At 35.5% G+C, this 26,203-nt stretch carries 25 protein-coding genes; 2 read left to right on the plus strand and 23 right to left on the minus strand.

Annotation, left to right across the window (positions count from 1 at the left end; genetic code table 11):
* Positions 1 to 5: 5 nt before the first annotated feature.
* From M0051_RS07590 to M0051_RS07685, 20 genes are all read right to left on the minus strand, one after another.
* Positions 6 to 1,919: a nucleoside-diphosphate sugar epimerase/dehydratase gene (locus M0051_RS07590; protein ID WP_306740934.1), complete on the minus strand. Its 1,914-nt coding sequence runs from the start codon at positions 1,917 to 1,919 to the stop codon at positions 6 to 8.
* A gap of 385 nt (positions 1,920 to 2,304) precedes the next feature.
* A complete protein-coding gene (locus M0051_RS07595; RefSeq protein ID WP_306740935.1) occupies positions 2,305 to 3,453 on the minus strand; it encodes a DegT/DnrJ/EryC1/StrS aminotransferase family protein in 1,149 nt (382 codons plus the stop codon).
* 109 nt (positions 3,454 to 3,562) lie between these two features.
* Positions 3,563 to 4,168, minus strand: coding sequence for an acetyltransferase (locus M0051_RS07600; RefSeq protein ID WP_306740936.1), 606 nt, complete (start codon positions 4,166 to 4,168; stop codon positions 3,563 to 3,565).
* 138 nt (positions 4,169 to 4,306) lie between these two features.
* The gene (locus M0051_RS07605) at positions 4,307 to 4,909 is read right to left on the minus strand and encodes a sugar transferase (protein ID WP_306740937.1); all 603 of its coding nucleotides are present in this window, start codon (positions 4,907 to 4,909) and stop codon (positions 4,307 to 4,309) included.
* An 8-nt stretch (positions 4,910 to 4,917) separates the two neighbouring features.
* Positions 4,918 to 5,709, minus strand: a complete 792-nt coding sequence (locus M0051_RS07610; protein WP_306740938.1) for an aldolase/citrate lyase family protein — start codon at positions 5,707 to 5,709, stop codon at positions 4,918 to 4,920.
* A gap of 133 nt (positions 5,710 to 5,842) precedes the next feature.
* Entirely contained in the window at positions 5,843 to 7,009 is a 1,167-nt protein-coding gene (locus tag M0051_RS07615; RefSeq protein WP_306740939.1) for a glycosyltransferase family 4 protein, read from the minus strand.
* Positions 6,988 to 8,037, minus strand: a complete 1,050-nt coding sequence (locus M0051_RS07620) for an acyltransferase (protein WP_306740940.1) — start codon at positions 8,035 to 8,037, stop codon at positions 6,988 to 6,990. The genes M0051_RS07615 and M0051_RS07620 overlap by 22 nt, the downstream gene beginning before the upstream one ends.
* A complete protein-coding gene (locus tag M0051_RS07625) occupies positions 8,037 to 8,939 on the minus strand; it encodes a D-isomer specific 2-hydroxyacid dehydrogenase family protein (RefSeq protein WP_306740941.1) in 903 nt (300 codons plus the stop codon). Before M0051_RS07625 ends, M0051_RS07620 begins: the two co-directional genes overlap by 1 nt.
* Before the next feature lies 1 nt (position 8,940).
* Positions 8,941 to 10,122, minus strand: a complete 1,182-nt coding sequence (locus M0051_RS07630; protein ID WP_306740942.1) for a glycosyltransferase — start codon at positions 10,120 to 10,122, stop codon at positions 8,941 to 8,943.
* Between the two features lie 6 nt (positions 10,123 to 10,128).
* Positions 10,129 to 11,565 carry a hypothetical protein gene (locus M0051_RS07635; RefSeq protein ID WP_306740943.1) on the minus strand — a complete coding sequence of 479 codons (1,437 nt, stop codon included), beginning with the start codon at positions 11,563 to 11,565 and terminating at the stop codon, positions 10,129 to 10,131.
* A gap of 11 nt (positions 11,566 to 11,576) precedes the next feature.
* A complete protein-coding gene (locus tag M0051_RS07640; RefSeq protein WP_306740944.1) occupies positions 11,577 to 12,485 on the minus strand; it encodes a hypothetical protein in 909 nt (302 codons plus the stop codon).
* Complete coding sequence (locus M0051_RS07645) at positions 12,457 to 13,935, minus strand: lipopolysaccharide biosynthesis protein (protein WP_306740945.1); 1,479 nt, start codon at positions 13,933 to 13,935, stop codon at positions 12,457 to 12,459. The genes M0051_RS07640 and M0051_RS07645 overlap by 29 nt, the downstream gene beginning before the upstream one ends.
* On the minus strand, positions 13,936 to 14,451 hold the full coding sequence (locus M0051_RS07650; protein WP_306740946.1) for a DapH/DapD/GlmU-related protein: 516 nt from the start codon (positions 14,449 to 14,451) through the stop codon (positions 13,936 to 13,938).
* Positions 14,452 to 14,533: 82 nt separating this feature from the next.
* A complete protein-coding gene (locus M0051_RS07655; RefSeq protein ID WP_306740947.1) occupies positions 14,534 to 15,022 on the minus strand; it encodes an acyltransferase in 489 nt (162 codons plus the stop codon).
* 24 nt (positions 15,023 to 15,046) lie between these two features.
* The gene (locus M0051_RS07660) at positions 15,047 to 16,105 is read right to left on the minus strand and encodes an SDR family oxidoreductase (RefSeq protein ID WP_306740948.1); all 1,059 of its coding nucleotides are present in this window, start codon (positions 16,103 to 16,105) and stop codon (positions 15,047 to 15,049) included.
* 410 nt (positions 16,106 to 16,515) lie between these two features.
* Positions 16,516 to 17,802, minus strand: a complete 1,287-nt coding sequence (locus M0051_RS07665) for a nucleotide sugar dehydrogenase (RefSeq protein ID WP_306740949.1) — start codon at positions 17,800 to 17,802, stop codon at positions 16,516 to 16,518.
* Position 17,803: 1 nt separating this feature from the next.
* On the minus strand, positions 17,804 to 17,950 hold the full coding sequence (locus tag M0051_RS07670) for a hypothetical protein (RefSeq protein WP_306740950.1): 147 nt from the start codon (positions 17,948 to 17,950) through the stop codon (positions 17,804 to 17,806).
* Positions 17,951 to 18,088: 138 nt separating this feature from the next.
* Positions 18,089 to 18,610 (minus strand): hypothetical protein, encoded by a 522-nt coding sequence (locus tag M0051_RS07675; protein ID WP_306740951.1) that lies wholly within the window; start codon positions 18,608 to 18,610, stop codon positions 18,089 to 18,091.
* A 142-nt stretch (positions 18,611 to 18,752) separates the two neighbouring features.
* A complete protein-coding gene (locus M0051_RS07680; RefSeq protein WP_306740952.1) occupies positions 18,753 to 19,355 on the minus strand; it encodes a DUF6266 family protein in 603 nt (200 codons plus the stop codon).
* Positions 19,356 to 19,804: 449 nt separating this feature from the next.
* The gene (locus M0051_RS07685) at positions 19,805 to 20,347 is read right to left on the minus strand and encodes a UpxY family transcription antiterminator (RefSeq protein ID WP_306740953.1); all 543 of its coding nucleotides are present in this window, start codon (positions 20,345 to 20,347) and stop codon (positions 19,805 to 19,807) included.
* Between the two features lie 1,499 nt (positions 20,348 to 21,846).
* On the opposite strand from M0051_RS07685, the gene M0051_RS07690 reads away from it, so the two are divergent.
* Together M0051_RS07690 and M0051_RS07695 are read left to right on the plus strand one after the other, a co-directional pair.
* Complete coding sequence (locus tag M0051_RS07690) at positions 21,847 to 23,493, plus strand: hypothetical protein (protein ID WP_306740954.1); 1,647 nt, start codon at positions 21,847 to 21,849, stop codon at positions 23,491 to 23,493.
* A 319-nt stretch (positions 23,494 to 23,812) separates the two neighbouring features.
* Positions 23,813 to 24,268, plus strand: a complete 456-nt coding sequence (locus tag M0051_RS07695) for a hypothetical protein (RefSeq protein WP_306740955.1) — start codon at positions 23,813 to 23,815, stop codon at positions 24,266 to 24,268.
* A gap of 309 nt (positions 24,269 to 24,577) precedes the next feature.
* On the opposite strand, the gene M0051_RS07700 is transcribed toward M0051_RS07695, so the two are convergent.
* From M0051_RS07700 to mobC, 3 genes are read right to left on the minus strand one after another with little or no spacing between them, the layout of a single operon-like run.
* On the minus strand, positions 24,578 to 24,802 hold the full coding sequence (locus tag M0051_RS07700) for a HipA domain-containing protein (RefSeq protein ID WP_306740956.1): 225 nt from the start codon (positions 24,800 to 24,802) through the stop codon (positions 24,578 to 24,580).
* A gap of 19 nt (positions 24,803 to 24,821) precedes the next feature.
* A complete protein-coding gene (locus M0051_RS07705; RefSeq protein ID WP_306740957.1) occupies positions 24,822 to 25,745 on the minus strand; it encodes a relaxase/mobilization nuclease domain-containing protein in 924 nt (307 codons plus the stop codon).
* 22 nt (positions 25,746 to 25,767) lie between these two features.
* Complete coding sequence (mobC, locus tag M0051_RS07710; RefSeq protein ID WP_306740958.1) at positions 25,768 to 26,145, minus strand: plasmid mobilization relaxosome protein MobC; 378 nt, start codon at positions 26,143 to 26,145, stop codon at positions 25,768 to 25,770.
* Positions 26,146 to 26,203: the final 58 nt, after the last annotated feature.

The following is a 26,203-nucleotide window of genomic DNA, read 5'->3' on the forward strand; positions in this document are numbered from 1 at the left end:
TTAATTTAGAGTACTTGTTTTTCCATTTGATTTTGGTCCAGCTTTTCGTAATCTGAATTTTTTGAAATAAATTCGGGTACCAAATCTTTCATGCGAGCCACTATTTCCAAATTGCTCTCGTGGTTCAAGTTTGACAACAAATCAGAGATTTTATGGTTTACCTCCATATAATCATGTTTCCGCACCTTTCCAATCATGATTTTCTTGTTGTGTGTTGGCTTGGTATTTTCCTTGGTAGCCAGCAATTCTTCATAGAGTTTTTCTCCAGCCCTAAGGCCTGTATATTTAATGTCGATGTCTTCTCCTACTGTTAAACCAGATAGTCTTATCATTCGTTTGGCCAAATCAGCAATCTTAACAGGATCTCCCATGTCAAATACATAAATTTCTCCACCTTTACCCATGAATCCAGCTTCCAAAACCAATTGACAAGCTTCGGGTATGGTCATAAAATAACGAGTGATTTCTGGATGGGTTACGGTTACCGGACCACCTTTTTCAATCTGTCGTTTAAACAATGGTACAACCGATCCATTCGAGCCCAATACATTTCCAAAACGTGTAGTTACAAATGAAGTATTGGTCGCCATATTTTGCGATAAAGCCTGAATGTAAATCTCACACAATCGCTTCGAAGCTCCCATTACATTGGTTGGGTTAACAGCTTTATCGGTAGAGACCATTATAAACTTTTCCACCCCAAACCTTACTGATAAATCTGCCAGGATTTTTGTTCCCTTTACATTCACATTGAGAGCCTCATAAGGGTTTTCTTCCATCAAAGGAACATGCTTGTAGGCAGCAGCATTATATACTATTTTTGGATGAAAGTGTTCAAAAACCTTCTGCATGCGTTGCTTATTGGAAATGTCAGCAATCACCAACTCATAATCACAATTGATGCCTCGGGCGATTAATTCCTGCTGCAAATCGTATAATGCAGATTCAGCCTGATCAAGCAGTACCAGTTTTCGCAAAGGATATCTTACCAATTGACGAACCATTTCGGAACCAATGGATCCGGCTGCTCCCGATACCAAAACCACTTTATCAGTTAATCCTTTGCTAATGCGTTCCATGTCCAGCAAAATTTCATCTCGTCCCAGCAAATCCTCAATTTTTAATCGCCTGATTTTTTTTGCAGGTATTTTTTCATGAATCCAATTATTGAAGGCAGGAAGGATTTTAATTTCCAAACCATTCTCTAAGCACAGCTCCGTAATGATTCTTGTCTTTTCCTTTGGCAAATCGGCAATGGCCAGGATTAAAGTTTCCACTCCTAGCTCTTCCTTCCTTTCCATGGCTTTCGGAAAACTAAATATTGGAACATCCCTCAACTTGGTTTTCCATTTGCGAGCATCATCATCAATAAAACCAACTACCTGGTAGTTCTCTTTTCGTTCCTTTTTAATGGCCTCTAAAGCCAAAACGCCCAAATCGCCAGCTCCATAAATAAATACTCTTTTCTCATTTTTTTGTTGGGTTAAAAAAGCATAGGTTTCACGTACCAACATTCTAAATCCACCAAGAAAAAAGAAAGACAGGATAAAATGCAATACCACAACCAGGTGAGGCACATGTACCAGACTACCTCCTATCCAATGGTTTATTTGATCGAAAATAAAAAGAATCAGCATGCCCGATGCTGTAGAATACAACAGCTTGATCAACTCTCCAAAATCGGTATGGCGAATTACCCCACGATAAGACTTAAATATCGTGTAAGAAATAATGTAAGCCAATAAACTTGCTCCTCCAATTTTCATAAATTGCACAACAGAAATGTCAGGCAAACTAAAATTCATCCGAACTACATAGGCTATACTGAATGCCAATGAGGTTAATAACAGGTCGATGAAGAAGATCCACCAAGGGGATAATATTCTTCTTTGCACAGCTTTTAGGGCGCGTTTTTTCATGATTAAAACAGGTTGAAAGTAAAAAAAGTTATAAGGTATTTCCAGCAGGACTGGAGTGAAAGATATAAAGTCGAAGATCGAAGGTCAAAGATCGAAGGTCAAAGATCGAAGGTCAAAGATCGAAGGTCAAAGATCGAAGGTCAAAGATCGAAGTCAAAGATCGAAGTCAAAGATCGAAGGTCAAAGATCGAAGGTCAAAGATCGAAGTCAAAGATCGAAGGTCAAAGATCGAAGTCAAAGATCGAAAAGCCTAAGGTCTAAAGTGTAATTCTGAAATGTCGAGGTAAGTTACAAAAGAGACTTTTACTACAAATCACCCCTAAATCCCCTAAAGGGGACTTTGTAAACAGCACTGCACCTTTAAGCCCTAGGGGTTTGGGGTAAATTAATTTTTAATTAAAATGTCTTTAAGGGCTTTTTCAATACGATCCAAATCTTCTTGGTTCATGTTACTGCCAGATGGCAAACAAAGACCTTGCTTGAATAGTTTTTCAGAAACTCCCGTGCTGTAGAATGGACAATCGGCAAAAACCGGTTGCATGTGCATGGGTTTCCAAAGGGGACGGCACTCAATGTTCTCTTTTTCCAGGGCCAAACGGAGGTCCTCGCGGGTGATTCCTCCTGTTTGTTCCGGATCAACCAAAACGGAGGTCAGCCAATAGTTTGAATAGTAGTTGGAGTTGGGTTCGGTTTGGAAAGTGATTCCAGGTACATCTTTTAATAAATCCACATACCAGGCATTGATCTCTCTGCGACGATTCACTCTATCCTCCAATACTTCCATTTGTCCACGCCCAATGCCTGCCACAATATTACTCATGCGGTAATTGTAGCCTACATGAGAATGCTGATAGTGAGGGGCAACATCTCTTGCCTGGGTAGCCAAAAATCTTGACTTTTCAATCAGTTCTCCATCATTCGACAACAAGGCACCTCCGCCAGATGTGGTAATAATTTTGTTCCCATTAAAAGACAACACTCCAAAATCACCCCAGGTGCCCAGCTTTTTGCCTGACAAATGACTTCCCAAAGCTTCCGCTGCATCTTCCACTACAGGAATATCATAAAACCTAGCAATCTCATTGATCTCTTTCATCTTGGCTGGCATGCCATAGAGGTGAACGGGTAAAATGGCTTTTGGCTTTTTCCCGGTCTGCTCTATCCTATCTTCAATGGCTTGCTTCAAAGCCTTCGGACAGATGTTCCAGGTATCTTTCTCAGAGTCCACCAAAATAGGCTTGGCGCCCAGATAGGTAATTGGGTTTACAGTTGCCGAAAAGGTAAAGCTTTGTGCAATTACCTCATCTCCTGCTTCTACGCCCAATAGGATCAAAGCCAGATGGATGGCTGCTGTTCCTGCACTCAAAGCCGAAGCATGCTCTGCTCCCGTATATTTTTGTAAATCCTGCTCAAAGCCGTTTACATTGGGTCCCAAAGGCGCTACCCAGTTGGTATCATAGGCTTCTTGCACATAGTTCATCTCTGTACCGCCCATATGCGGGGAGGAAAGCCAAATTTTATTTAGATTACTCACAGTATGATGTATTTGTTATTTTTAATTCAATATGAGATAAAGTTGCTGTAAGAGGTAGTATGGAATTGAATGGCCAATCCAATCTAAACAGCAAACTATTATTTTGTAATTATAATTTTCTGAGTATGCGTGCTGGATTTCCAACAACCAACACATTATCAGGAACATTTTTACGGATTACAGAACCAGCTCCCACCATCACATTTTTTCCTATTGTAACTCCTTGTATAATGGTGCTCCCTGCTCCTACCCAGGTTCCTTCTCCAACTGTTACATTTCCACAAAGAATTGATCCGGGAGAGATATGAACGTAATCTCCAATTTCACAATCATGATCAATGGACGCTCTTGTGTTAATGATGCAGTGTTTCCCAATTTTGGATCCTGACTGAATTACGGCGTTGTGGAAAACAACGGTTCCCTCTTCCACTTCTGCTCTTGAAGAAATTGCTGACGAAGAGTGACATACTACAGGAGATTTAAACAGGAATTTCTCCACCAACATCTTACGGATAGCATTGTTGCCAATACCCATTACAACCTGTTCAGCACTACCATTTAATTCATTCGAGCGAACAACCGAAAAACCGAGAAATTCCTCTTTATCAGGATCATCATCCACAAAGGCTTTCACTTCTATTCCATTAGCTTCCAGACAATCCAAAATCACCTTTCCGTGACCACTAGCACCGTATATATACATTTGCTTATTCATTTGTTGTTTATTTGACTGCAGACGATTGACTATTAAAAAGGGAATTTCCGAAAAAACACCCCTAAATCCCCTAAAGGGGACTTTTCAAACTGCACCAATTATGCCCCTTTAGGGGATTGGGGTAAGATTCGTCACAGACTATCGACCAGTAAATTTCTCCATCGTCACACTTTCTGCAGAATTGATCCCTTCACTTTTAAAAACCTTCTTCACAGTCAACATTAGAATCTTCAAATCCATGGCAAAAGAAATGTTATCCACATATTCCACATCCAATCGAAATTTCTCCTCCCAGCTAATGGCATTACGGCCATTTACCTGTGCCCAGCCTGTAATGCCGGGTTTTACTTCGTGGCGACGGGCTTGTTCTTCGTTGTATAATGGTAAATATTCCACTAATAGCGGACGAGGCCCCACCAGGGAGATATCTCCTTTCAAAACATTGATCAGCTGTGGCAATTCATCTAAGGATGTTTTTCTTACAAAAGCACCAACTGGAGTCAATCGATCAGCATCGGGCAATAAGTTTCCTGCTGCATCCTGTCTATCGTTCATGGTTTTGAACTTGATGATGCGGAAAGGCTTGCCATTTTTTCCGGGACGAGTTTGGAAGAAGAAAGGATGACCGTTGTTGGCAATGGTTAAAAAAAGAATGACAAAAAGCAATAAAGGGCTTGCCAAGAGTAAGCCTCCTAATGCTAATAACATATCTATAAGGGGCTTTAAAAAAAACTTATACATTCCAGTGCTTACTGCTGATTTACAATTTTATTAACAATAGAACGAACATCCTTTTTATTTTCACTATATAATGCATCATTCCACAATTTTATTTCATCTATTGCTTTTCTAATTTTCTGAATTTCTTCTTTTAATGGCAAATTACTTGCTGCATTTTTAAAGGCACGTGAAAGGATAACAGACTCAGAACCCAATCGAACATGTTCACCCAATATTTTTTCAGCTGGTAACATGCCATCACCAATTCTTGCTATACCACCAAAGCCAAATTGCATGTTATTCTTTTTACATTTCTCTGCCATGTACTCCACTAATCCACCACTCAACACTTCGAACAAGAAAGATAAACCAAGTCCAATGTGTAAATCATTTAATCCGAAGAAAAGCTCATCAATTCCTTCTACTTCTAGAATATCATCAATTCGAGACATGGCTTGAGCAGTTTCAATCATCACACAAGTTTTCGCTCTCCCTCCAACAAACTCAACAAAAGTTTTTGCATCTGCTTCATCAAAAACCATTGGTAACATGATTACATCTGCACCATATTGAATCACTTTCTCTATTTCATCCTTTGTATACTGATGAATTGGATTGATACGAACCAACAATTGAGAATCAGTTAATACCTTCCTAACTTTGGGAATATCATCAATATTATTATCAGACAAAACAGTATCTCTTCCTTTCTGACGCTCTGCTTTATTAATGTATTCCAAATCAAAAAATATACGGTCAATACCAGCATCTTGTGCTTCTTTTGCAAAGCCTGGCTCTGCCGTTAAAATCATTAATTTCATCTGTTTATAATTTTATGTTTTAAGTCAGATGGAACTTACCATGAGACAATTATCATCACCTAGTGTGTGAGTTAATAATTATTTACTCATGGACGTTTCATGTCTATATATTTTAAGTGTAGGTAGGTTTAAATTACAATTCACAAATTTGTTGACGATCTTCAACAATTAATTGTGACATTCTTTCCTGGGTAAATAGCATTTTCACACGCTCTAATCCATTTTCTGCGAAAAGTTTTTGTTTCTCCTTATCTAAAGAAAGATTCTTCATTGCTAAATACAATGCTTTTGAATTCTTAGCTGGAACCAACATACCTGAAACTCCATCTACTATAACTTCTGATGGACCTGGTATATCCGTCGTAATCACAGGTACCCCCATAGACATGGCCTGCTGAATCACCAAACTAAAACCTTCCCGATATGAAGGGTGAACATGAATAGTAAATGCACTGATGTATTTTTTTACTTCATTTGAAAAACCTGTAAACAAAATATCTTGACAAGCTTCACATTGCTTTACCAATTCAGCTTCCAACTCTCCATTATCTTCTTTAGGACCTACTATTACCAAAGCCGAATTTGAGTCTTCCGAATAATATTTCAGGAAAGCACGAATCAATTCATTTACTCCCTTATCGCGAGCCAACCTGCCCACAAAACCAAAAACGGTTTTGTCTTTTAGTTCTGGATGTCTTTCAAAAATTTCCTTTCTGTATTCTTCTTTTTCTAGAATATCAAATACACCTAAATCGATACCGACAGCTCCTCCTGCTCCAACAACACTTGCCTTTGACTGTTGATACAGTCCTTCTGAAATAGCAAATTTCATGTTCTTATAACTTGCCGGACGAATTTGAGTTGATAATGAACAGGTGATTTTTTCAATTCTTCTGAATAATTTCCTTGCAAATCCATCGAAACCAACATAGCGAATTCCCCATTGGCAATACAAGCGATTACATACACCTGCCAATTTACCTGCTATAGATGCATAAAAAGCTGCATTGGGTGTTGCATATTGAATTAAATCGTACTTGTTCTTTCTGAACAATTTATACAACTGAATAATCCCTTTCAACATTCCCAAAGGTTTTGCTCCCCGTTCAAATGGAATATTAATCAGGGTAAACTCATTGGAAAACTCCCCTACAAATTCTTTGCTCATAGAAGAAACAAAAGTAACTGCAAAACCATTCTTTTGCATTTCTCTTGCCGAAGGAATAACAAATTGCTTTAATGTAATATCAACTGTGGTGATAATGCAAATGTTTTTTGTTACCATAGAACGTTTAACCATTTGTATTTTTTAGAAAATTGCTCAATCAAAAGAGCAAAAGTGATAGTTACTCCAACAAAAATAAATAAGCCAACATAGTTATTCTTTGTAATCACATCCATATAAGAAATAGGCAATACCGAAGGAATCGCAGTAATAAATAATCTTTGACCTAAAAATATTAGCATACTTAAATTCCTTAATCTAATGTAAATAGGATTGGTTGGTAAATTAAACTGGATCAGCCAACTCATTAAAAAATAGATACTGGGAACTAGGAAAAATCCCATATCTACATTTGTATTCATTTTATTTTTTATAAATACCGCTTCCAAAATGAATAAGGAGCCAAATAGTAGTGTCATTACTAAATTAAACGTACTCTTCTTTTTTACTCCTTTAAAAGCCAACAATGCTCCAATTGCTACAAATGGAAAACCAGCAAATATTCCATTTCTACTCGTTACAAAAATATCATTATAAACCTGGTAAATTTTACCTGCAAATGTTCCTTCACTTAATGGAAGATATGAAAATCCAAACGAGCCAATGATATAAAAAACTACAGCAATTAGAACAATTTTTGCAACCTTAATGTTTCGATACAAAAGAAAAAATGTAATAGAAACACCTATCCACAAAGAAGGTAAAAACCAGATTGTTCCATAAGTGGTGAAAACTATAGCTTTATGAAAATAGCGCAATACATCTTCTACGGAAGCACCATCCTGAATCCAATTTGTAAGCACAAAACAGAAATATATACAGCTCCAAACCAAATACATCAGAAGTATTCTCTTGGTAAATTTTTTATAAACACTGGTATAATCTTTTACATCGGTATTTTTCAATTTTAAAAAGAACAAATACCCACTACATGCAAAGAAAAAAGGCACCCCAAAATTATAAACCGAAGTTAACAATTTTAAAATAGGATGTACCGTTACATTTTCAGAACAAATATGAGCAAACATAATGGCTAAGGCCATTACGAATTTCATAAGATCTAATGTAGTGTAGGTTTTTCGTTGAACTATAGAACTACTCATTACAAAGCAAATTTTGGAGTTTCACCAATTAAAACCAATTCTATATTCTCTCTTACCAACTTTAATCTCTTACTATTTATCTCTTTAGAAATAGCAGTAACTCCTGGTAATATTTTTACATTGGATAATCTTCGGAAAGGATTGGTAAAAGGATTTGGAATCAACTCGAACATATCTAATATTGCAGTCATTTCTTTATTTCCTTTTAATGCCTTTAAAAAGTCATTTTGATTAAAAAGGTCTTTTCTCCCAACATTTACTATGGTTACATTAGGCTTTAATTTTTCGAATACAGATTGATCTAATGTTCCCTTGGTTTTATCGTTTAAAGGAATACTTACTACCAAATAATCACATTGAGGTAAAAACTCATTTTTTTCTTCTATAGCATATACTTTTTCAAAGTTTGGAACATTCGTTGAAGTAAGATCATAACCAATCACATTCATATCGAAGCCTTGCAATCGCTTAGCTACTTCTTTGCCTATGGCACCAACGCCCATTATGCCAACCGTTTTACCCCCTAATTCTGTAATGTATTTATAGCCTCGTTGATATCTAATAAAGCTATTGCGTATGCCTTTATTATATCTTTTAGCTCCCATCAACAAGGAATAAACTATAAATTCTGCCATTCCAACATTGTAAACATTAGCTGCATTGCTTACAATCACTCCTTTTTGCTTAAATTTTTCAATATCTATCCCTTCGAAACCTACACTTAGTAGCTGAATAAACTTTAGGTTAGGAAATGAAATATTTTGACACTGCCCAATTAAAGCTCTGCTACCAACAATAATTTGAATTTTATTATTGTCTTTAAATCTATTTATGTTTTGGGGAGAAATAAATAAAGTATCCGCAATATTATTTAGAATTTGCTTGCTATCTGTTAGAATCATTTTATAAACGATTAATTATTTCATTACAAAATTCTCTTCTTCTTTTCATTAGAATCTCATTGCTATATTCTTTGGCTTCATTGTAATTCCTGATTCCTTGTGTATTCATCAGCTCCTTACTTCCAAGAAATTCATGAATCTTATTTACCAAAACATCTACATTATCAGATGGAATTAAAGCTTTTTCTTCTAATAATTCAGGTATTCCTCCAACTTTAGAGCCAATACATGGCAAGCCAACCGACATGGCTTCTACCATTGCACGAGGCAAACCTTCTGTCCTTGAAACATGAATAAAAAGATCAGATCGTTTTAGAGCTTCTCTAACAGGTTCTCCTGTAGGAATATTCCCGAGAAAACTCACACAATCCTGTACATTTAATTCTTCTGAAAGACGAATCATTTGCTCCTTATATATTCCATCCCCAAGCCATGTTAAATGAAAATTCACTCCATTTTGTTTCAATTTGCTTAATGCTTTTAAAACCACATCAGGAGCTTTATACATTTGAGCCAAAGAACCAATTGCAATCATCTCAATTTTATCGTTCTTATTTTTATCGAACTTTTTTACTTCTTCTTTAAAAGCAGAATCCGAAATAAAAACATTTGAGGCATTAGTTGTGAATGCTTCTTTTGAAACCGGATAGCGCTTTTGTAGTTGGATTTTTGTTACATATAAAGCAGCAGCCGCATTAGAAACAACTTTTTTTAAATTTAAATATCCTGTAACCCTAAACAATGGAGATAATATATGTTTTACCGAACCTGGTGCAAACACATCCCACGGATCACCAACAACTTCAACTGCATAAGGTATATTTCTCTTTTTTAATTCTCTCCCATACAATGTTCCTATTTTACCTGGAACTCTAAGAATATATGCTACACTTTCTTTCGTTATACTATTTCGTATAACCGCTTGCAAGCTTCTTATTCTTTTTAGATATTGAACAGGACCAACAAAGTATGGCAGTTCAATAAAAGATATGTTTTCAGATTGAGCCAAATATTCTTTGGGAAATTCGTTTTGGGTTTGTTCTACCCTCGCTACTACTGTAATTTTGTCAAAAACACTCAAATACCTTTCCCACAAAGATAAACCATAAGAACCATTCTGAGAGTAAATTAAACCGTCAGATCCCCTGTGGAATCTTGCTTCAGTAACAAAAACTAAATTCATTCATTTTTATCTTAATATTCGACGACTACTTTTCTTTGTAATAAGCATTATTATAAAATATAACGGAATCACTCTCTTAATCAATGAAAAAACAAAGTTATTAAAATCCGCATTTATAAGTATTGAAATAAAAATAGGTAAAAGAGCTACTAAAATGAACATAGGGTCACTAATCCATACTGAATTTACTACACTTTCAATATATTTTAAAAGAACAAGTAGAATCAAAAATGCAAACACAAATGATAAAGAACCAAAATTGAGCATGAATTCCCCTACAAATCCAAATATTCTTGTATTTTTTCTGTGTGCACTTCTAATTTGCCCATCAAAATCAAATTGTAAATTTCCTGCCGCCTCAGATCTTCCAGTCAAATTTAAATATTCTCTAATATTCTTTCCTCCGGGAATAAATGTAAAAATACTATATAAATAAGTTGATCCGTATTTTTTTTTGTAGGTTGAATTATTCTTCAACATAAATAGTTCGTAACACATAATATTGAATCTAGCCAAATCTCCTGTGACTATTTTCTCCATTGATGTCATATCTTCAGAAATACTCAAACTCTGATATTCACCTATATTATTAACTAAATTTATACCATCATTTTTATATAAACGTCCTATTGCCATAAATAGAAAAAAACCAGCCAAAAATCCCATAAAGTGAATTTTGGAGAATCGATATATTGTAAAATTAATTACAATAACAGCCTGCAACATTGTAAAAATAGTATTACTTCTACTCCCCCTTAAACCTCCAAAATATATGCAGGATATTAACATTAATGCAAGAAATAACAAAATATAAATGAAAGAAACCTGTTTGCCTCTATTTTTTATGAAAAAATAGAGCATCAATAAATACGGAAATATCTCAGATATAATAAAAAATGCTCCCATTCCAGCAAAACCACCAGATTCCTCATTTTTTTCTGTAAAAATTAACATATACTGACTTATCCCGCCAACTCTTATATACAAGTATGTTTGTAGAATAAAAGAAACCGACATTAAAAACAACACAATGTAACTTGCACTTGCTTTAAACTGTCGAATGTAAGTTAATTGTTTTGCTTTAAAAAGATTTACATTATCTAAGACAGCAAAAACAATTATTCCAAATAAATAAATTGAGCTAACCTTAAATGCCAACCCATTCCATTCTGTAGGTAAATAATAAACATTTTCAATCCAATAGTTTCTTGAAAAATGTATGAGTGGTGCTACAAATGAAGATAAGAACAACACACACCAGACATAAAAAAAAGTTTCCCTTAAAACACTGTTTTTTTCAAGTTTCTCTCCAATTTTTATTAGCGTAATAAGTCCACATAGAGTCATTGGTAACAAGTAAATATCGAATGGTATTAGCCCTGTTACCAGTAACAATATTAAGAATAATATTAAAAATGAACTTAAAAGTATTCTCTTTTTCATTTCATCATTGTTTAAATACCAATAATAGACCTAAAGGTGTTCACAAGCTTAGCAAAAATAGCATGCTTATAACGATACCCATCAATTACAACTGTTTTGTCAAGGATGTTAAATGTATGTATTCCCTCGTTATAGAATTCTGATTTATTTGGATATATTCTATTAAGCTCTTCTAACTTGAACCTATTGTTTTCTATTGACAATCTAGAAAAAACAATTCCTTTACCATATCCTCCATTGCAATCTTGCGAAGGTCTAATCCACTCATTATTCAAACAAAAAATATCGCCAGCTCCTCTTGCTACTTTAGGTTCAACTCTAATTTCTTCAATCTTTTCATACTTTCCATTCCATGTTAACGATTCGTAAACCGACACAATATCTTCGCTTTGCTTAGGCTTGCATGTAGCAAAAAGAAAATTTCTATTATTGATTGTAATTAAACTTGAATCAACTACTCTATCTTCATTTACTAAAGTAGTAGCTATTTCCACTGAGTCATCATCAGGATTATACTTATACAAAAGCAATTCTCCACTTTGTGAATTTTCCGGATATATGTATATTTCATTGTCTTTTCTATAAATAGCAGGAAAGGACAGGTGAGTATTTAATTCAAGAATAGTGGTTAAACTTTTCACTTTATTGTTTTTAGCATCAATTATCATTTTTGATATCTTTCCCTTCCTCTTACTTTCCTCAAATTCCTCTACCAACAAAATAATTTCATTAGTTGAAGTAGAAACAATAAATGGGTCTGCAAACCATCTATTCTTGTAATTGTGCTTTACCCATTTAATATCATGGATATTTCTAGTATTTAACAAATCTATCGAATCGAAATCTAAAACTCCTATATTCCACTCAACAGCATTATATTTAAATAATCTATTAATTACTCTTAAAAAACTTTTTAACATTTATTATTTTATTCAAAATTGGATTTATAATCTCTAAAAGTTCAAAAAAATAAATATTTCTAAATAGATAACTACTAAGTATTACATATGAAATACCCATAATTACACACTGTAATATAAAATCGAAGCAATAATTATTTCCAAGTAAATTAACTGAGATAACATATACAATCAGAGTAGATACTATTGAGTTTAGTAGAGTCTTCCTCAAATCATATAACATTTCCCATAAATTATAAGCTATCAATTTACCACCAAAATAACAGTAAATTATCGTACTAATAAAAGCTACAGTAATTATTCCAATAAGCATAGGCGTAATGCCAATACTTACAAGTGATATTATTACAACTATCCGTAAAAATTGTTTAATGGTAGATAATTTCAGAAGTAACTTACTTTTCCCTTTAACTAGAAAAATATTTGAACAAATAGAACTAATTGGATATAACATGCCCCATATAGCCCAAAGTTTCAAATATAAAGCAGAACTCAACCATTTCTCTCCAAAAACAAATACAATTAAATTTTCAGACGAAACAATTGTAAATAAAGCAATAGGAACTATGCAAAACATTGTTGTACCAATAACCCTAGTATAAGCCTTCTTTAAACGTTCAGTCTCATTTTCTATTTTTGCCAGTGAAGGGTAAGTTACTTTCTTTATAACATTTGTTGTTGTTTGATTTATATATGCGTTAAATTTTCTTGCTTGAGAAAAATAACCTAGAGCTTGTTTTGTATGTACTCTACCAATTACAATCGACTCAAGATTAGATATCACCTTATCAAGTAATCCCTGTAATAAAAGATTAACACTAAACTTCCAGTATTTTCTAACTGATAACAAATCAATTACTAACGATGGCTTCCATTGTACTTGAAACCATAACAAACAACTTCTTACAAAAGAAATAAAAACTACATTAAAAGCTAAAGCCCATATTCCACCTCCTTTATATGCAATTATAATAGAACAAATACCCGATAAAACAATTGCAACTATTGAAGCAATTGCATATGGTTTAAATATCAACTGTCTATTTAAATTAGCATTCTGAACTAGTGAAAAGGAGTCAAAAATTATTATTAGAAATACAAATCTAGCAAGAGAGATGAGCTCTTTAGAGTTAAAAAAATCTGCTATTAAAGGTGCACTTATGAAAAGAATAAAATATATCAATGCGGCAATCAATATGTTTACATAAAAAACACTTGATAAATCTGTTTGAGTCGGTTGTTTATCTCTAATTATAGCTTGAGAAAAACCACTATCCACAAATACAGTAGAAATAGATGTAAAAACCAACAATATTTCGAGCAAACCAAATTCGTAAGCACCTAGTATTCTTGCTAATATTATTGTAATAATAAAATTAATAGCTCCACTTCCGATCGAACCAGTAAACGACCAAATAAAACCATTAATGGATTTTTCCTTCAATCCCACTTAATTTCTCTTTTTGATTACTCGACAAGGATTTCCAACTGCAATACTGTATGGTGGTATATCTTTTGTAACAACTGAGGAAGCTCCAATTACACTACCCATTCCAATCGTAACTCCATCTACAATTACAACATTTGCTCCTAGCCAAACATCATCTTCTATTTCTATTCCTTTACTAGAAATTCCTTGCTTTTTGATAAATTCTTTTCTATCCGAAAAGTTATGATTAGATCCTATTATTTTACAATTGGGTGCAATCAAACAATAATTTCCAACAACAACATTTCCCATAATCATACTATTTCTATTTATAGTACAATTGTTCCCAATTGTTATTCTATTTTTTTTATTACATCTAATCTCTACATTGTCCCCAATATTAACATTATTCCCAACCGTAACATTTCTAAATATGCTCACATTAGTCGCAATTTTAACATTGCTTCCAAAAATTAGTTTTTCTCCATACAATTGAGCATTTCTTCCAATTCTAAGCCTTCCTCCTTTAAAATTCAACAATAATAGATTAAATATTGCCCCCCTTAAATAGCGAAAAAGCAACTTAGTATAATATAATAAATTCAAAAAAAACATAAGTCTATTTTATTTCTTTTACAACTTTAGCTGGATTACCTACTGCTATTGACCATGCAGGAACATCTTTTACAACTATTGAGCCTGCTCCAACAATGGCTCCCTCTCCGATAGTAACACCAGGCATTACAATAGATCCCATTCCAACGCAACACCCCTTTTTAAGTATTACTTGATTTTTATTAGTTGGTAACTTATTGTAATCGTCTCCTATATGGTAATTGCTTAAATCTCTTTTATGACATAATAATAATGTTCTACTTGCAATCCAAACACCTTCTTCTACAATAATTTTAGTTGCATTTCCAACATCATAATATACATCATAGCCTATAGATATTTTACCTTTTACTTGTACACCTGTTAGTTTCCAAAGAAATGGTCTAATTCTTTTGCTAATAAAATTTAAAATCACCCAATTCTTAGCTATTTTGAACAAATACCAATTTAAAATTGCCTTAAATCTTCCAATTATTTTAGATATAACTTTCATCTATATTCTGTATTTACAACAACTTTATAAACTCTCCCAATACCACTCCGTAGCCTCTTCCAAACCTCTTTTTATTGAATACTCCGGCTCATACCCCAACAACATTTTCCCTTTTTCAATAGAAGCCAAAGAATGAGGAATATCCCCGGCTCGATTTGGACCGTTAAGAATTTCCACTTTGACAATTTCAGGATCAAATTTCGAAAGATTTACTTTTAATGTTTGAGTCAATTCATTTAAGTCTGTTCTTTGACCATAAGCCACATTAAAAACGTCACTCAACACTCCACTATTTTCTGTCCACGAATTACACAAATCACACGAATGTTTTTTGTTGTAAAGCTTCGCTTTTTCACGAATAAAGTCTGTTGGGGTAATGGCAGCCAATTGGTTGGCCTGAATTACATTTTCTATATAGGTAAAGTCGCGGGAGTAGGTGCCGTCACCATTAATCACAGGAGATTCGTGAGCCATTAATTTCTTTACGAATAAAGGAATTACGGCTGCATAAGCTCCGTTTGGATCCTGGCGGCGGCCAAATACGTTGAAGTAGCGCAAACCGATGGTTTCAATGCCGTATAAATCGCTAAAGTTTTTAGCGTACAACTCATCCACATACTTGGTAATGGCGTAAGGCGACAATGCATTACCTATCTTGTGTTCTACCTTAGGCAAAGCTTTCGAATCGCCATAAGTAGATGAAGAAGCTGCATACACAAATCGTTTCACCTTTGCCTCGGCTGCTGCATGCAACATTTTCACAAAGCCACCAATGTTCACATCGGTAGAGGTCATTGGGTCCTTAATGGAACGAGGCACAGAACCCAAAGCTGCCTGGTGAAGAACATAATCGCATCCTACCACTGCCTTCTGGCAATCTTCGTAATTGCGAATGTCGCCTTCCACCAATGTAAAGTTTGGGTTGCTTAAAAAAGGCTCAATATTGTGTCGGTGGCCTGTCATAAAATTGTCGAGACATACCACCTGGTTGTTTTGTTGTAAAAGTGCTTCGCATAGATTGGAGCCTATGAATCCAGCTCCGCCTGTTACCAGCACCTTGGAATCTTTAATCTTTCTTTCCATTTTCTTTCCTCAAATTATAAAGGATTGCCTGCGGCAATTTAGATTATCCACGAATACACACAGATGAACACGAATTACTTTGCTTTTTAATTCATGTATGTGTAATTGAATGACCTTTCTCCTCTAATGTATTTTTCTTGCCTAAGGCAATTGTATTACAGGCTTTCATTATTGCTGTCATTGCAATCCCGTTTTTTTTGGGGAGAAGCAATCTGTTAAAATTAGTAGAAAGCTTCTTTTATTCTGGCATGCGTATTCGAACAGATTGCTCCCGAATAAGTCGGGACAGGCTACGTCGGCTACCGCCTCCTCGCAATGACACCCTTGAATGAAATTCGTGTTCATTTGTATGCCCCCGATAGCTATCGGGGTGTGGACAAATCTTTTTGTGTCTATTTGTGGACCCAATTTTACAAGCGTCCGTCTACCATTTCTCTATCCCAGATGCCCTTGATATCGTAAATCACAGCATTGTGGCCATTGCGAAGCGTTGATAAATCAATTTCTTTGAATTCGTTATGAGCTACAGCCAATACAACACCATCGTATTTTTCATTTGTATAGCTATCAACCAAATTCAAACCATATTCTTCCTTCACTTCTTCATGATCGGCCCAAGGATCATATACATCCACCTGTGAACCATATTCCTTTAACTCATTGATGACATCAATGGCTTTGGTGTTGCGAATATCAGGACAATTTTCTTTAAAAGTGATGCCCAACACCAATAATTTGGCATTTTTAACCGCATGTCCTTTTTTAATCATCAACTTCACCACCTGAGATGCCACCCATTCTCCCATACCATCGTTCAAACGACGACCAGATAGGATGATCTCAGGATTGTAACCTGTTTCCTGAGCCTTTTGAGCCAAATAGTAAGGATCAACACCAATACAGTGTCCACCCACCAAGCCTGGTGTAAAAGGAAGGAAGTTCCACTTGGTTCCTGCAGCTTCCAATACCGCACGGGTATCGATGTTCATGTTGGAGAAAATTTTCGCCAATTCGTTTACGAAGGCAATGTTGATATCACGTTGAGAATTCTCAATTACTTTAGCGGCTTCGGCTACCTTAATGCTTGGAGCCAGGTGAGTACCCGCCACAATTACCGATTGGTACAATTCATCAACTTTCTTCCCGATTTCAGGAGTAGAACCCGAAGTTACCTTTTTGATTTTGGTTACGGTATGCTCCTTATCGCCCGGGTTAATTCTTTCAGGAGAATAGCCAACAAAGAAATCTTTATTGAAAGTCATTCCTGATACTTGCTCCAAAACAGGCACACAATCCTCCTCTGTAGCTCCAGGATAAACCGTTGACTCATAAATAACAATATCTTCCTTCTTCAACACAGCACCAACCGTTTCTGATGCTTTCACCAATGGAGTCAATACCGGACGGTTGTTTTTATCCGTTGGTGTTGGAACGGTAACAATGTAATAGTTGCAATCCGCCAGATCTTCTTTTTGGGTAGTCAGGAATAAACCATTGACGTTCTCTTTTTTCTGAACCAAAACAGATTGCAGATTATTGTCATCAACTTCCAAAGTAGAGTCAGTACCAGCATTCAATTCATCCACTCTATCCTGTTTAATATCAAAACCAACAACAGAGAATTTCTTTGCAAATTCAACTGCCAATGGTAGGCCTACATAACCAAGGCCGATTACTGCAATTTTAGTATTGCTCATTTTATTTTTTTGTAGCTTGAGATTGTGTATTATTTTTCTTTTCCGGATTTTCTTCTTTTTCGAAAAGTTCTCCTATCAATTGAGCTGCAGCCTGTACATTTCCTTTCTCCAGTTCTTTGGCGGCTTTGTTTACTAGTAGTTGAGGCATGATTTTCAATTGGCAATTACTATCGAAAAAATGATATAAAAGAACACTATTCTTTCTAGTGGTACAGGAGTCATCAATGAAGTTGCTCTCCCTACTTAAGAATAGTGTTTTTAAATGGCATTTAATTTTAAAAGCGATTTATCGTAAATTTAATGCCAAACCAATGCTAGCATTTCTGCTTCCTGCTTCGGCAAATACAATCCAACGGTGATTCATTTTGTAGCGCAAGCCCATGTGTACTCCGGCAAATTCGTTGAATTCTTTAATTTTTTTACCAGAACCTTCCAAATCACCACCCAAATCGATACCAACATACCAATCCCAATAGTTTGGATCTGTTTTGTGCTGCTTTAACAAGTGGTAGTTTGCTCTTGCATTTACGGCCAACTGTCTAAACTCATCTAGCCTTGATTCCAAAAAATATAGGTTTCCTTGAACACCTACTGAGAATCTTTCAGCAAGTCGATAATCGAACATGCCTTGCAGACCAAAACCACCATCGTATTCCGGGCCTGTACTTACCCCCCCTGACAAGATGCTTTTACTAAACATATGGTCCTTTAAAATGTAGCGAGATTTTATTACCGTTTGTGCATTTGCATTAACATCTATAAGTGTACAAAGTACTACCATTAATAGAGAAAGATTAAAAAATTTCATTTTTGTGTGTTTTAGGTATTTATTAATAATATAGTCTAACGATTTAACAGTCGAATAGTCGAACAGTCAAACAGTCGAACAGTCAAACAGTCGAACAGTCAAACAGTCGAAGAGTCAAAGAGTCGAACAGTCAAAGAGTCTGTTATAAGATCATTAGTTCGGAGACTGTTGATCTACTTAGTTCGGAATTCCAAAAGAATAAAAATAGTCCAATGTATTTTTGATATTGGAAGTGTCCTGAAAAGAACTCGTCTTGTCGAGTAGCAGAACACTGGATTTCTTCAACATGTAAGTTGTCATCAATTCCAAAAATTTTCAATTGGTTTTGCTCCAAACCAGCTTCTCCTTTTGCATTGTTTTTCCAGGAGAGTTTTATGTTGCTTTCTTCTTGTTCTATGTGTAAACTCTCTATGCCTTTTAGATCACCTACTGCCAATTGCAGCTTTTCAAAATCTGGCTTTCCTTCCGCATCAAAAGCTTGTGTGTTGATTTTGCAAAAGAGATTCTGACCTGTCATTCCCCTGCGTTTGGCTTCGGGATTCCAGTAGGGACGAATTAACTCATCCAGATTTCTGCTTACAAAAGCAGATGCCGCACGAAACTTTCCTCGTTGATTGGTCTGCTGTTCCGTTTGGGGATTGTGAACTTTCTTAGGTCTTCTTTTAAGGTATGGTTTTCCATTCCTGTGCGAGATGATGTGCTCATCCATCATTTCTCTCAACAGGATTTTGTTTAGTTTTGTCATATCCTATTAGAATTTCTTTGTCAGTGTCCAATTGCTTCCACAGTATCACCAATTTTGATCGAGGATTGATCCAGTGTTGATCGTTTTTCAGAGCATAAAAAAAATGTTTATCCACAAATGAACACAAATAAACACGAATTTATGCTGATACCTTGAACAGTGATCAGCTAGCAATGAACAATGATCAGTGAGTAATTACATCAATGAGTAATTAATAATTAGTAATGAATAATAAAAGGTGCGATTTCTGACCTTTGTCCTTCTAGCTTTGCTGTTCCCTCCCGTCATTCGGGACTCGGGATTCAAGAATTTTTCACTCTCTCACTTTCCCCCCACGTTCACCCTTAAATTATTCCTTTTAGTCATGAGACGCTTCGCTTTGTACTCTAAAAGGAATAACGCACAAAATAAGCCCCTTTAGGGGTTTGGGGTAATATCAACCTTCTATCTTAACAGCAAGACTCAGCCAATTTGACTTCATCAGTTTGTATTTCGGTATGAACACAAGCTCCGAGGGATTCAAATCGAAGTACCAATCTGTGTTTCCCACGTATTTCGTGGATTTCTCCCTGCACTCCCTTTAATGGACCTGCCAGCACTTCCACTCGTTTCCCTGGTTTTAAATCGGCATTGGTAACCTCCAAACTTCTTGCCTCATCTTCCAAGAAGCTTTTTAAGGCATTGATTTGGCATTCATGCACCGGCACTGCTCTTCCTCTTATACTTACATAGCAAACGGCATATTTGGAACCAATGGCCTGATGGTATTCTTTCTTTGATACTTTTACAAAAACATAAGAGGAAAACAAGGGAGTTTCTATCCATTTTTTTCGATCACTCCAAACACGAAGCTCTTTTTTTAGCGGCAAATAGCTTTCAATTCCTTTTTCCTGTAATTCTACGTATAGTTTTTTTTCTGAACGAGACTTGGTATATATGGCATACCAAAAATACTCATGCTTGATTTTCTTCAATAATTGGTCGTTAGTCATTCATCTTTCATCTCCAGTATCCGTTCCCTTCCAGATAACAATTTTCAATATAATTAACAGTAGGCAATCATCAAGTTTGTCTCAAGTATTCATTCTCAATTTACATGAAAATCTGAGCTCCTGATACAGCTTCGCCCCTTCAGTCCCATTTTCACTTGGGCTGTTTAAGTAAGTTTAAAGTCTTTTGCACAAAATCCACTTGCTCATAAATCACAAGTAAATGATTTCCTAAAAAACATGTGCTTACTTTTCAGGTATCACAAATATATCTAAAGCAAGATTAAATGGGATAAATTGATTTTTACGATTGATTAATAAGGAAATTTACACGATCAACAACTTTTATAAAGCTGTCAAGTATTTGATATGCCTGATAAAGAGATTCGGACCAAAGCAGAGCTTGAAAAGCAAAAAATCATTGTATCAATAATCATATTTAATGTTTATTTTAAAATAGCATAAAACGATATAAATCAAAACTTATCTAGATTTATCAATACATTAACTTATTGTAAATTCTTAACAATTTTTAACATATAACGGCAAAATCCTATATATCAGATTAAACGATCTGTTATTCATATTATTCAATAAAACGTCAGATTTGAGTCATTGAACGAAAATTTTTCATGCATTTTAAGATTGTAAAAAGAGAATTTTGAATCCCAGAAAACAAATCCTATCCTTACTGCAGGTAAGTCCATTCAATATTAACAGACGAGATAAGGCAAAGAGGCCATAAAAAAGAAAGCTCTTCAATAGAAGAGCTCTTGATTGATTAACTATAGTTCTAATGCATTACAAACTTCTTGACAATCCATTTGGTAAAAATAAAATCAAGACCCTAGATTACGATTATATTTAGATTACATATCATCCTATAACAGGAGAAGCCATCCCTTTCGGAATGACTCCTGCCCAAAAACTACTACTTGTGTAATATTTAAAATTACGATTCAAAGATAAGCAAATCTATTTCTTTTGAAAACCATAAATGACAAGTTTTCAGATTTTCAATTATCTACTTAATTTTTATAAAAATTTACTTTACTTCTAACAAGACTTTCTTGCATTTCGTTTTTTAAGTGAAGTTGAGAAGGGATAGCGTGCTTACCATCCCTTTTCGAGATGAACCATTCCATCTCAATCTTTCTCTGAATCCGTATCAAGAAAAATTGTCAGTTAAAAATTGAAAAATCAAGGAACAACCTCATCGTTCAGAACCAAACACTCTATATCGCTACCTTATCACACCTGAATGAAGTTATTCCTTGGAAGACTAACCCTAAATTTAAAAACACGACCATAGTCTTCATGCAATGATGATAGAAGTTACAAAATTCCAATCAATTAATTAGCCTCCAGCACTAAATTGTTTCATCAAATTATCTTTCAAAACCATATATCCAGCTATAATTTGGATAAGTTTTATCAATAATTTGGACTATTAAAATTTATTTTGATTATTTTTAGTTTATCTATTTACTAATCCAAGTTCTATGAAATTACAGTATCCCCTCACAGCATTGATACTGAGCCTATTTATTTTTGCACAGTCCAATGCACAAAACCTACTACAGGTTAAGAAAAATGAATTCGTAAATCAAAGCGAAAAATCCATTCAAGCCTATGACAAAATTAAAGAAGCATTGAGCTTGTATGAGAAGGATTTTCAAAATGCAAGCGCTTGTCTTGCATTGCTTTCGGAAGCCTATGCCATCAACAAAGAGAATGCTGAACTCAATTACAATATGGGCCTTTGCCATCTGATGTCAGATAGCAAGGATATGGCCAGAGATTATTTGATTAAGGCTTATCAATTGAATGCCAATGTAAGTGAAGATTTGTTTTTCTTGATTGGATTGGCACATCAATACGAAGGCAATTTTCTAAAGGCAATCAAAATGTTCAAGCAGAACATAGAAATCGCCATCGCCGCCAAAGGAAACAAAAAAAGAGAGTTCATTGCATTGTGCGAAAAACACATTAGCGAGTGTAAGAATGCTATGCTGCTAACCAGTCAGCCTGTAAAACAAAAACTACAAGCATTGGGTGGTGAGATTAACTCAAACTGCAATGACCTGAACCCAATCGAAAGTGATGACATGCTCTATTTCAGCTCACAAAGAGTTGGCAACAAGAAAGTGGAAAAGGCATATTACTCGCCTATGAATACCCAAAAAGTAAAGCAACTTTCCCTTTCCTTTGGTAAGGAGATGAACCAAGCCATTGTTTCCATCCCCGAAAGAAAAAGTTATATTTTTTATTCCGGACTGGATGGTGATGGTGATGTGATTTTGGTTCACAAAAAAGCTGGCAAGTATTTGCCAACGGAAAGTCTTGGTTTTATCAACGAGCCCTCTTCCAGAGAGGCTTCAGCTTGCATTGCTGGCAAGGAATTGTATTTTGTAAGTAACCGCAAAGGTGGATATGGCGAATGCGACATTTATTACTGTACCAAAAAGCAGGATGGAACATGGACAGAAGCCAGAAATATGGGACGCGACATCAACACCCAATATGATGAAGCTGATGTTTTTGTGAGTCCGGATGGTAAGGAGCTTTATTTTTCCTCCAAAGGACACAACAGCATGGGAGGATATGACATTTTCAAATGTACTCGATTGGGAAATGGTTCCTGGAGTATTCCGGAGAATTTAGGTGCAGGAGTAAACAGTGCATATCATGAAATCCAGTATTTCAAATCAAAGACCGGAAAAGAATATTTGGCTTCTGATCGCAAGGGAGGTATGGGAGGATTTGACATCTACCAGATTGAGGAAATCATGGAAACTCCAATTGTCGAAAACAAAACTTCAGAGCCTGAAAATGCAATGCCGCAAAAAATACATGGAAAGGAAATCCATACATACACCCAGGAACTGATCGATGAGATTGTTCCTGAACAGGTTTACCGTGTACAGATTTTGGCTTGTAAAAAAGAAGCCAGTGCTGAGCAATTGTATCAAGTCTATCAAGGAAAAAGTTTGATTGAGCATCATGAAATCAATGGCTGGCACAAGTATGCCATTGGAAAATTCAACAATTACCATGATGCAGCAAACTTTAGAGACATATGTGGTGTTGAAGGTGCTTTTGTAGTACTATTTAGGGACGGTTCGCAATTAAAACTAAGTGATTTGTAGATCCTGTAAAACCAGAAAGGTAAGAAAAGCAATCGTACAAACTTTTCAAAGCCTTGCATTTCTAATAGACAACTACTTCCACCCTTTATCCTCAGAGAAGTTCTATTGATTTCTTTGGGATAAGGGGTTTCTTATAGGATTCCGATGGTATTTTCATTTTTCCCTTAACTCCTGTCATTTTACTCTTTAAAGGAGCAAAACTTGAATTTGGTCAAGTTTAATTTTGATTAATCCCTTCAGGGCATAATTTTTCTTATCTTATTGTATCAAATCCTTTGTTTTCAGGAAGACTAGATCCATGAACATTCATTTGAAGCATATGAAAAATATATTCTTACTATTGATTTTAAGCTGTGCCATTGGTTTTGCACAAGGACAGGAGTTGTTCAAAGGCAAAGCTGAGAAAGCCTATGTTCTGAAATTTAAGAATGAAGACAAAATGAGAGCTGGAAAACAAAGTGCTGTAAAGTGGCTTAAAGATACACAGATTGAGATTCGAGATGGGGGAAAAACCATTGTTGCCAACCACAAAAGCTTTCAAAAAAAGGAGTTGCACTATTTATCCGATGTTGATAAAATCTATGGCTTGGATCAACATGCTGATTATTCCTGGAGCAATGAACAAAACTGGCAATTCAATTATGAGGTTGTGGGTGCCGACTTTTATGTTGTGATCACTCAAAAATTTGGAAAACAATTTCACATGACCGTATATCATTTGGGGAATCGCCAGCATTATTTTGAGCTGATCAAAAAAAACTGTATTTTACATTAGAAAACAAGACTCAAAAGCTTTGGTATTCAACAAAACATTAACTACTTTTAATATTGGTAAATAATTAATATTAACCGTAGTTGATAGTTGTAAGGACCTCCCTGTATATGACGGGGAGGTCTTCTTATGGGTCAATGCTATTGAGATCCCAGTAAATCATCCATTTATTTACAATTCCATCTGTTTGTATTTTGCTTCCAAAACTTCCTGATCAGCCAGTTTCATTTCTTCAGATAAAAATGATTGTTTGATTAATTTTAAAGCTTTGGATTTGTTTTTTACCATTGATTCAAAAACATCTTCAACCTGTTATTTCGTCAGTCCCATACCTCCTCCAAACTGCTCAAAACACCCCCTTTTTAACTTTCTTTTCCTTCCACCAAGGGTTAAAGCCAGCTCTTCCTTATCATCTGGCAACACAATCCTTACATTCAGTAGATCATAAGCGGGGGAAAATACCCAAGCTGATTTACTTTCAATCATTGAAAAATTTTTCATTCTTCGCTTCTTTACAAATTCTGACAATTGTTTCATTATATGCTTTTACATACAATTAAGGTCTCAGCCTGTATTTCTTTTTACCAGCTTTCTTTTTCAGTTTATTCATTCTGCCTTTTTGATGGCCCTGTTTCTGATGTCTTAATTTCCGGTTCAGTTCTTTGATGAAATCCTCCAATAAGCCATGATGCCTTGATCCGGCTTTACTCTTTTTGACAGACTGTTTCCCGATTTCCTTTTTCTCCTCTGTCCAGAAACGAGGTTTTTCCTGAAACCTGGACAAACGAATGGGATATCGTATGGCTTCTCCCTGATCATCCGTTACCAGCACAATGTGTCCCCTTCCTGATTTCCTAACCTCTACATTAAATAGCTTTAGGGTCTTTTCGTACATTTCTTTGCTTTGAATTTCCTTAGTATGATTCAAATGGTAAAACAGATTTTCCAGGCTTTGTTTGATATTTCTGCTGTGGGGTGAAAAGTGAAAGTCTATTTTCTCCCCTTGACTGTTCTGATTCAATTGGTATTTCTCATGGAGTTTTTTGACAAATTGTTGTACCCTGTGTCTCTCATTGCTGTCATTGATCTTTTTTCCACTTTTTCTATCAATTCTACTGGACACAACATGAAAATGCAGCCTGTCCAAATCCTGGTGTTTGTAGACAAAGTAGGGCTGTGCACCATAGCCCATTTCCTCCATAAAATTTTGAATCTCCTTTCTGAAGATCTCATCGTTAAGCATTACACAATCTGTTTGTGAGGGATTAACTGAAATGTGCAGGCACTTGTTTTTAATTCTGGAGTTCAACTTTTCAACTTTCAAAAATTCTTTCAAGCGTTCTGACTTGCTGTATAGAAATGGATTTTGAAAGCGTGTATTTCCAGCCTGAAAGAAAGAAGCCTCTCCTTTTTCCACCTTCTTTTCATTGTACAAAAAGGCCTCTTCCACAGACTGAGATTGATGAATCTTGATAATCATTTTTTTTTGGTTTTTAGCCCCCTTATTCCATCAGGTGAACCAAGCCCTCAAAGGTCTTGAAGCAGTCCTTTAATTTGCTTAAAATCTGCCCCAGAAGTTTTCTGTCATGTTCATCGAATCCATAAACCGCATTGGTATTGATGGCCTTGGCCAACTGGTTGAGATTGGCTCCAATCTTACAGAGGTCATGGTCCAGTTTTTTGACTGCCTCCAGGAATTCATCCGAGACTTCCACCTTGCGAACCTCTCTTTTTTTGACCAGTTTGGCCCGAGAAAACTCGCTTAAATTTCGGTATCCTTCCTCACGGCATCTCATAATCAGGATTCTTTTTTCTGCATCAGTCAGTCGAACCCGAACTCCATGATTTAGCTTTTCATGTTCATCTGTTTTGGGTCTCATATCTATTTGAATTTTGTCCTTGGACAATCCAGCTTTTCATCCCGGATGAAAAGTTCCT

The organism is Marinifilum sp. D714 (genome assembly GCF_030851345.1).
Lineage (GTDB): Bacteria > Bacteroidota > Bacteroidia > Bacteroidales > Marinifilaceae > Marinifilum.

Excerpts from the sequence above, each read along its gene's own strand:
- M0051_RS07705 (WP_306740957.1), bottom strand. The coding sequence starts at position 25,745 with ATGATTATCAAGATTCATCAATCTCAGTCTGTGGAAGAGGCCTTTTTG.
- M0051_RS07640 (WP_306740944.1), bottom strand. The coding sequence starts at position 12,485 with ATGTTAAAAAGTTTTTTAAGAGTAATTAATAGATTATTTAAATATAAT.
- M0051_RS07675 (WP_306740951.1), bottom strand. The coding sequence starts at position 18,610 with ATGAAATTTTTTAATCTTTCTCTATTAATGGTAGTACTTTGTACACTT.
- M0051_RS07590 (WP_306740934.1), bottom strand. The coding sequence starts at position 1,919 with ATGAAAAAACGCGCCCTAAAAGCTGTGCAAAGAAGAATATTATCCCCT.
- M0051_RS07635 (WP_306740943.1), bottom strand. The coding sequence starts at position 11,565 with ATGAAAAAGAGAATACTTTTAAGTTCATTTTTAATATTATTCTTAATA.
- M0051_RS07620 (WP_306740940.1), bottom strand. The coding sequence starts at position 8,037 with ATGAGTAGTTCTATAGTTCAACGAAAAACCTACACTACATTAGATCTT.
- M0051_RS07610 (WP_306740938.1), bottom strand. The coding sequence starts at position 5,709 with ATGAAATTAATGATTTTAACGGCAGAGCCAGGCTTTGCAAAAGAAGCA.
- M0051_RS07600 (WP_306740936.1), bottom strand. The coding sequence starts at position 4,168 with ATGAATAAGCAAATGTATATATACGGTGCTAGTGGTCACGGAAAGGTG.
- M0051_RS07690 (WP_306740954.1), top strand. The coding sequence starts at position 21,847 with ATGAAATTACAGTATCCCCTCACAGCATTGATACTGAGCCTATTTATT.
- M0051_RS07700 (WP_306740956.1), bottom strand. The coding sequence starts at position 24,802 with ATGAAACAATTGTCAGAATTTGTAAAGAAGCGAAGAATGAAAAATTTT.
- M0051_RS07625 (WP_306740941.1), bottom strand. The coding sequence starts at position 8,939 with ATGATTCTAACAGATAGCAAGCAAATTCTAAATAATATTGCGGATACT.
- M0051_RS07695 (WP_306740955.1), top strand. The coding sequence starts at position 23,813 with ATGAAAAATATATTCTTACTATTGATTTTAAGCTGTGCCATTGGTTTT.
- M0051_RS07660 (WP_306740948.1), bottom strand. The coding sequence starts at position 16,105 with ATGGAAAGAAAGATTAAAGATTCCAAGGTGCTGGTAACAGGCGGAGCT.
- M0051_RS07615 (WP_306740939.1), bottom strand. The coding sequence starts at position 7,009 with ATGGTTAAACGTTCTATGGTAACAAAAAACATTTGCATTATCACCACA.
- M0051_RS07685 (WP_306740953.1), bottom strand. The coding sequence starts at position 20,347 with ATGACTAACGACCAATTATTGAAGAAAATCAAGCATGAGTATTTTTGG.
- mobC (WP_306740958.1), bottom strand. The coding sequence starts at position 26,145 with ATGAGACCCAAAACAGATGAACATGAAAAGCTAAATCATGGAGTTCGG.
- M0051_RS07605 (WP_306740937.1), bottom strand. The coding sequence starts at position 4,909 with ATGTATAAGTTTTTTTTAAAGCCCCTTATAGATATGTTATTAGCATTA.
- M0051_RS07680 (WP_306740952.1), bottom strand. The coding sequence starts at position 19,355 with ATGACAAAACTAAACAAAATCCTGTTGAGAGAAATGATGGATGAGCAC.
- M0051_RS07630 (WP_306740942.1), bottom strand. The coding sequence starts at position 10,122 with ATGAATTTAGTTTTTGTTACTGAAGCAAGATTCCACAGGGGATCTGAC.
- M0051_RS07670 (WP_306740950.1), bottom strand. The coding sequence starts at position 17,950 with ATGCCTCAACTACTAGTAAACAAAGCCGCCAAAGAACTGGAGAAAGGA.
- M0051_RS07655 (WP_306740947.1), bottom strand. The coding sequence starts at position 15,022 with ATGAAAGTTATATCTAAAATAATTGGAAGATTTAAGGCAATTTTAAAT.
- M0051_RS07665 (WP_306740949.1), bottom strand. The coding sequence starts at position 17,802 with ATGAGCAATACTAAAATTGCAGTAATCGGCCTTGGTTATGTAGGCCTA.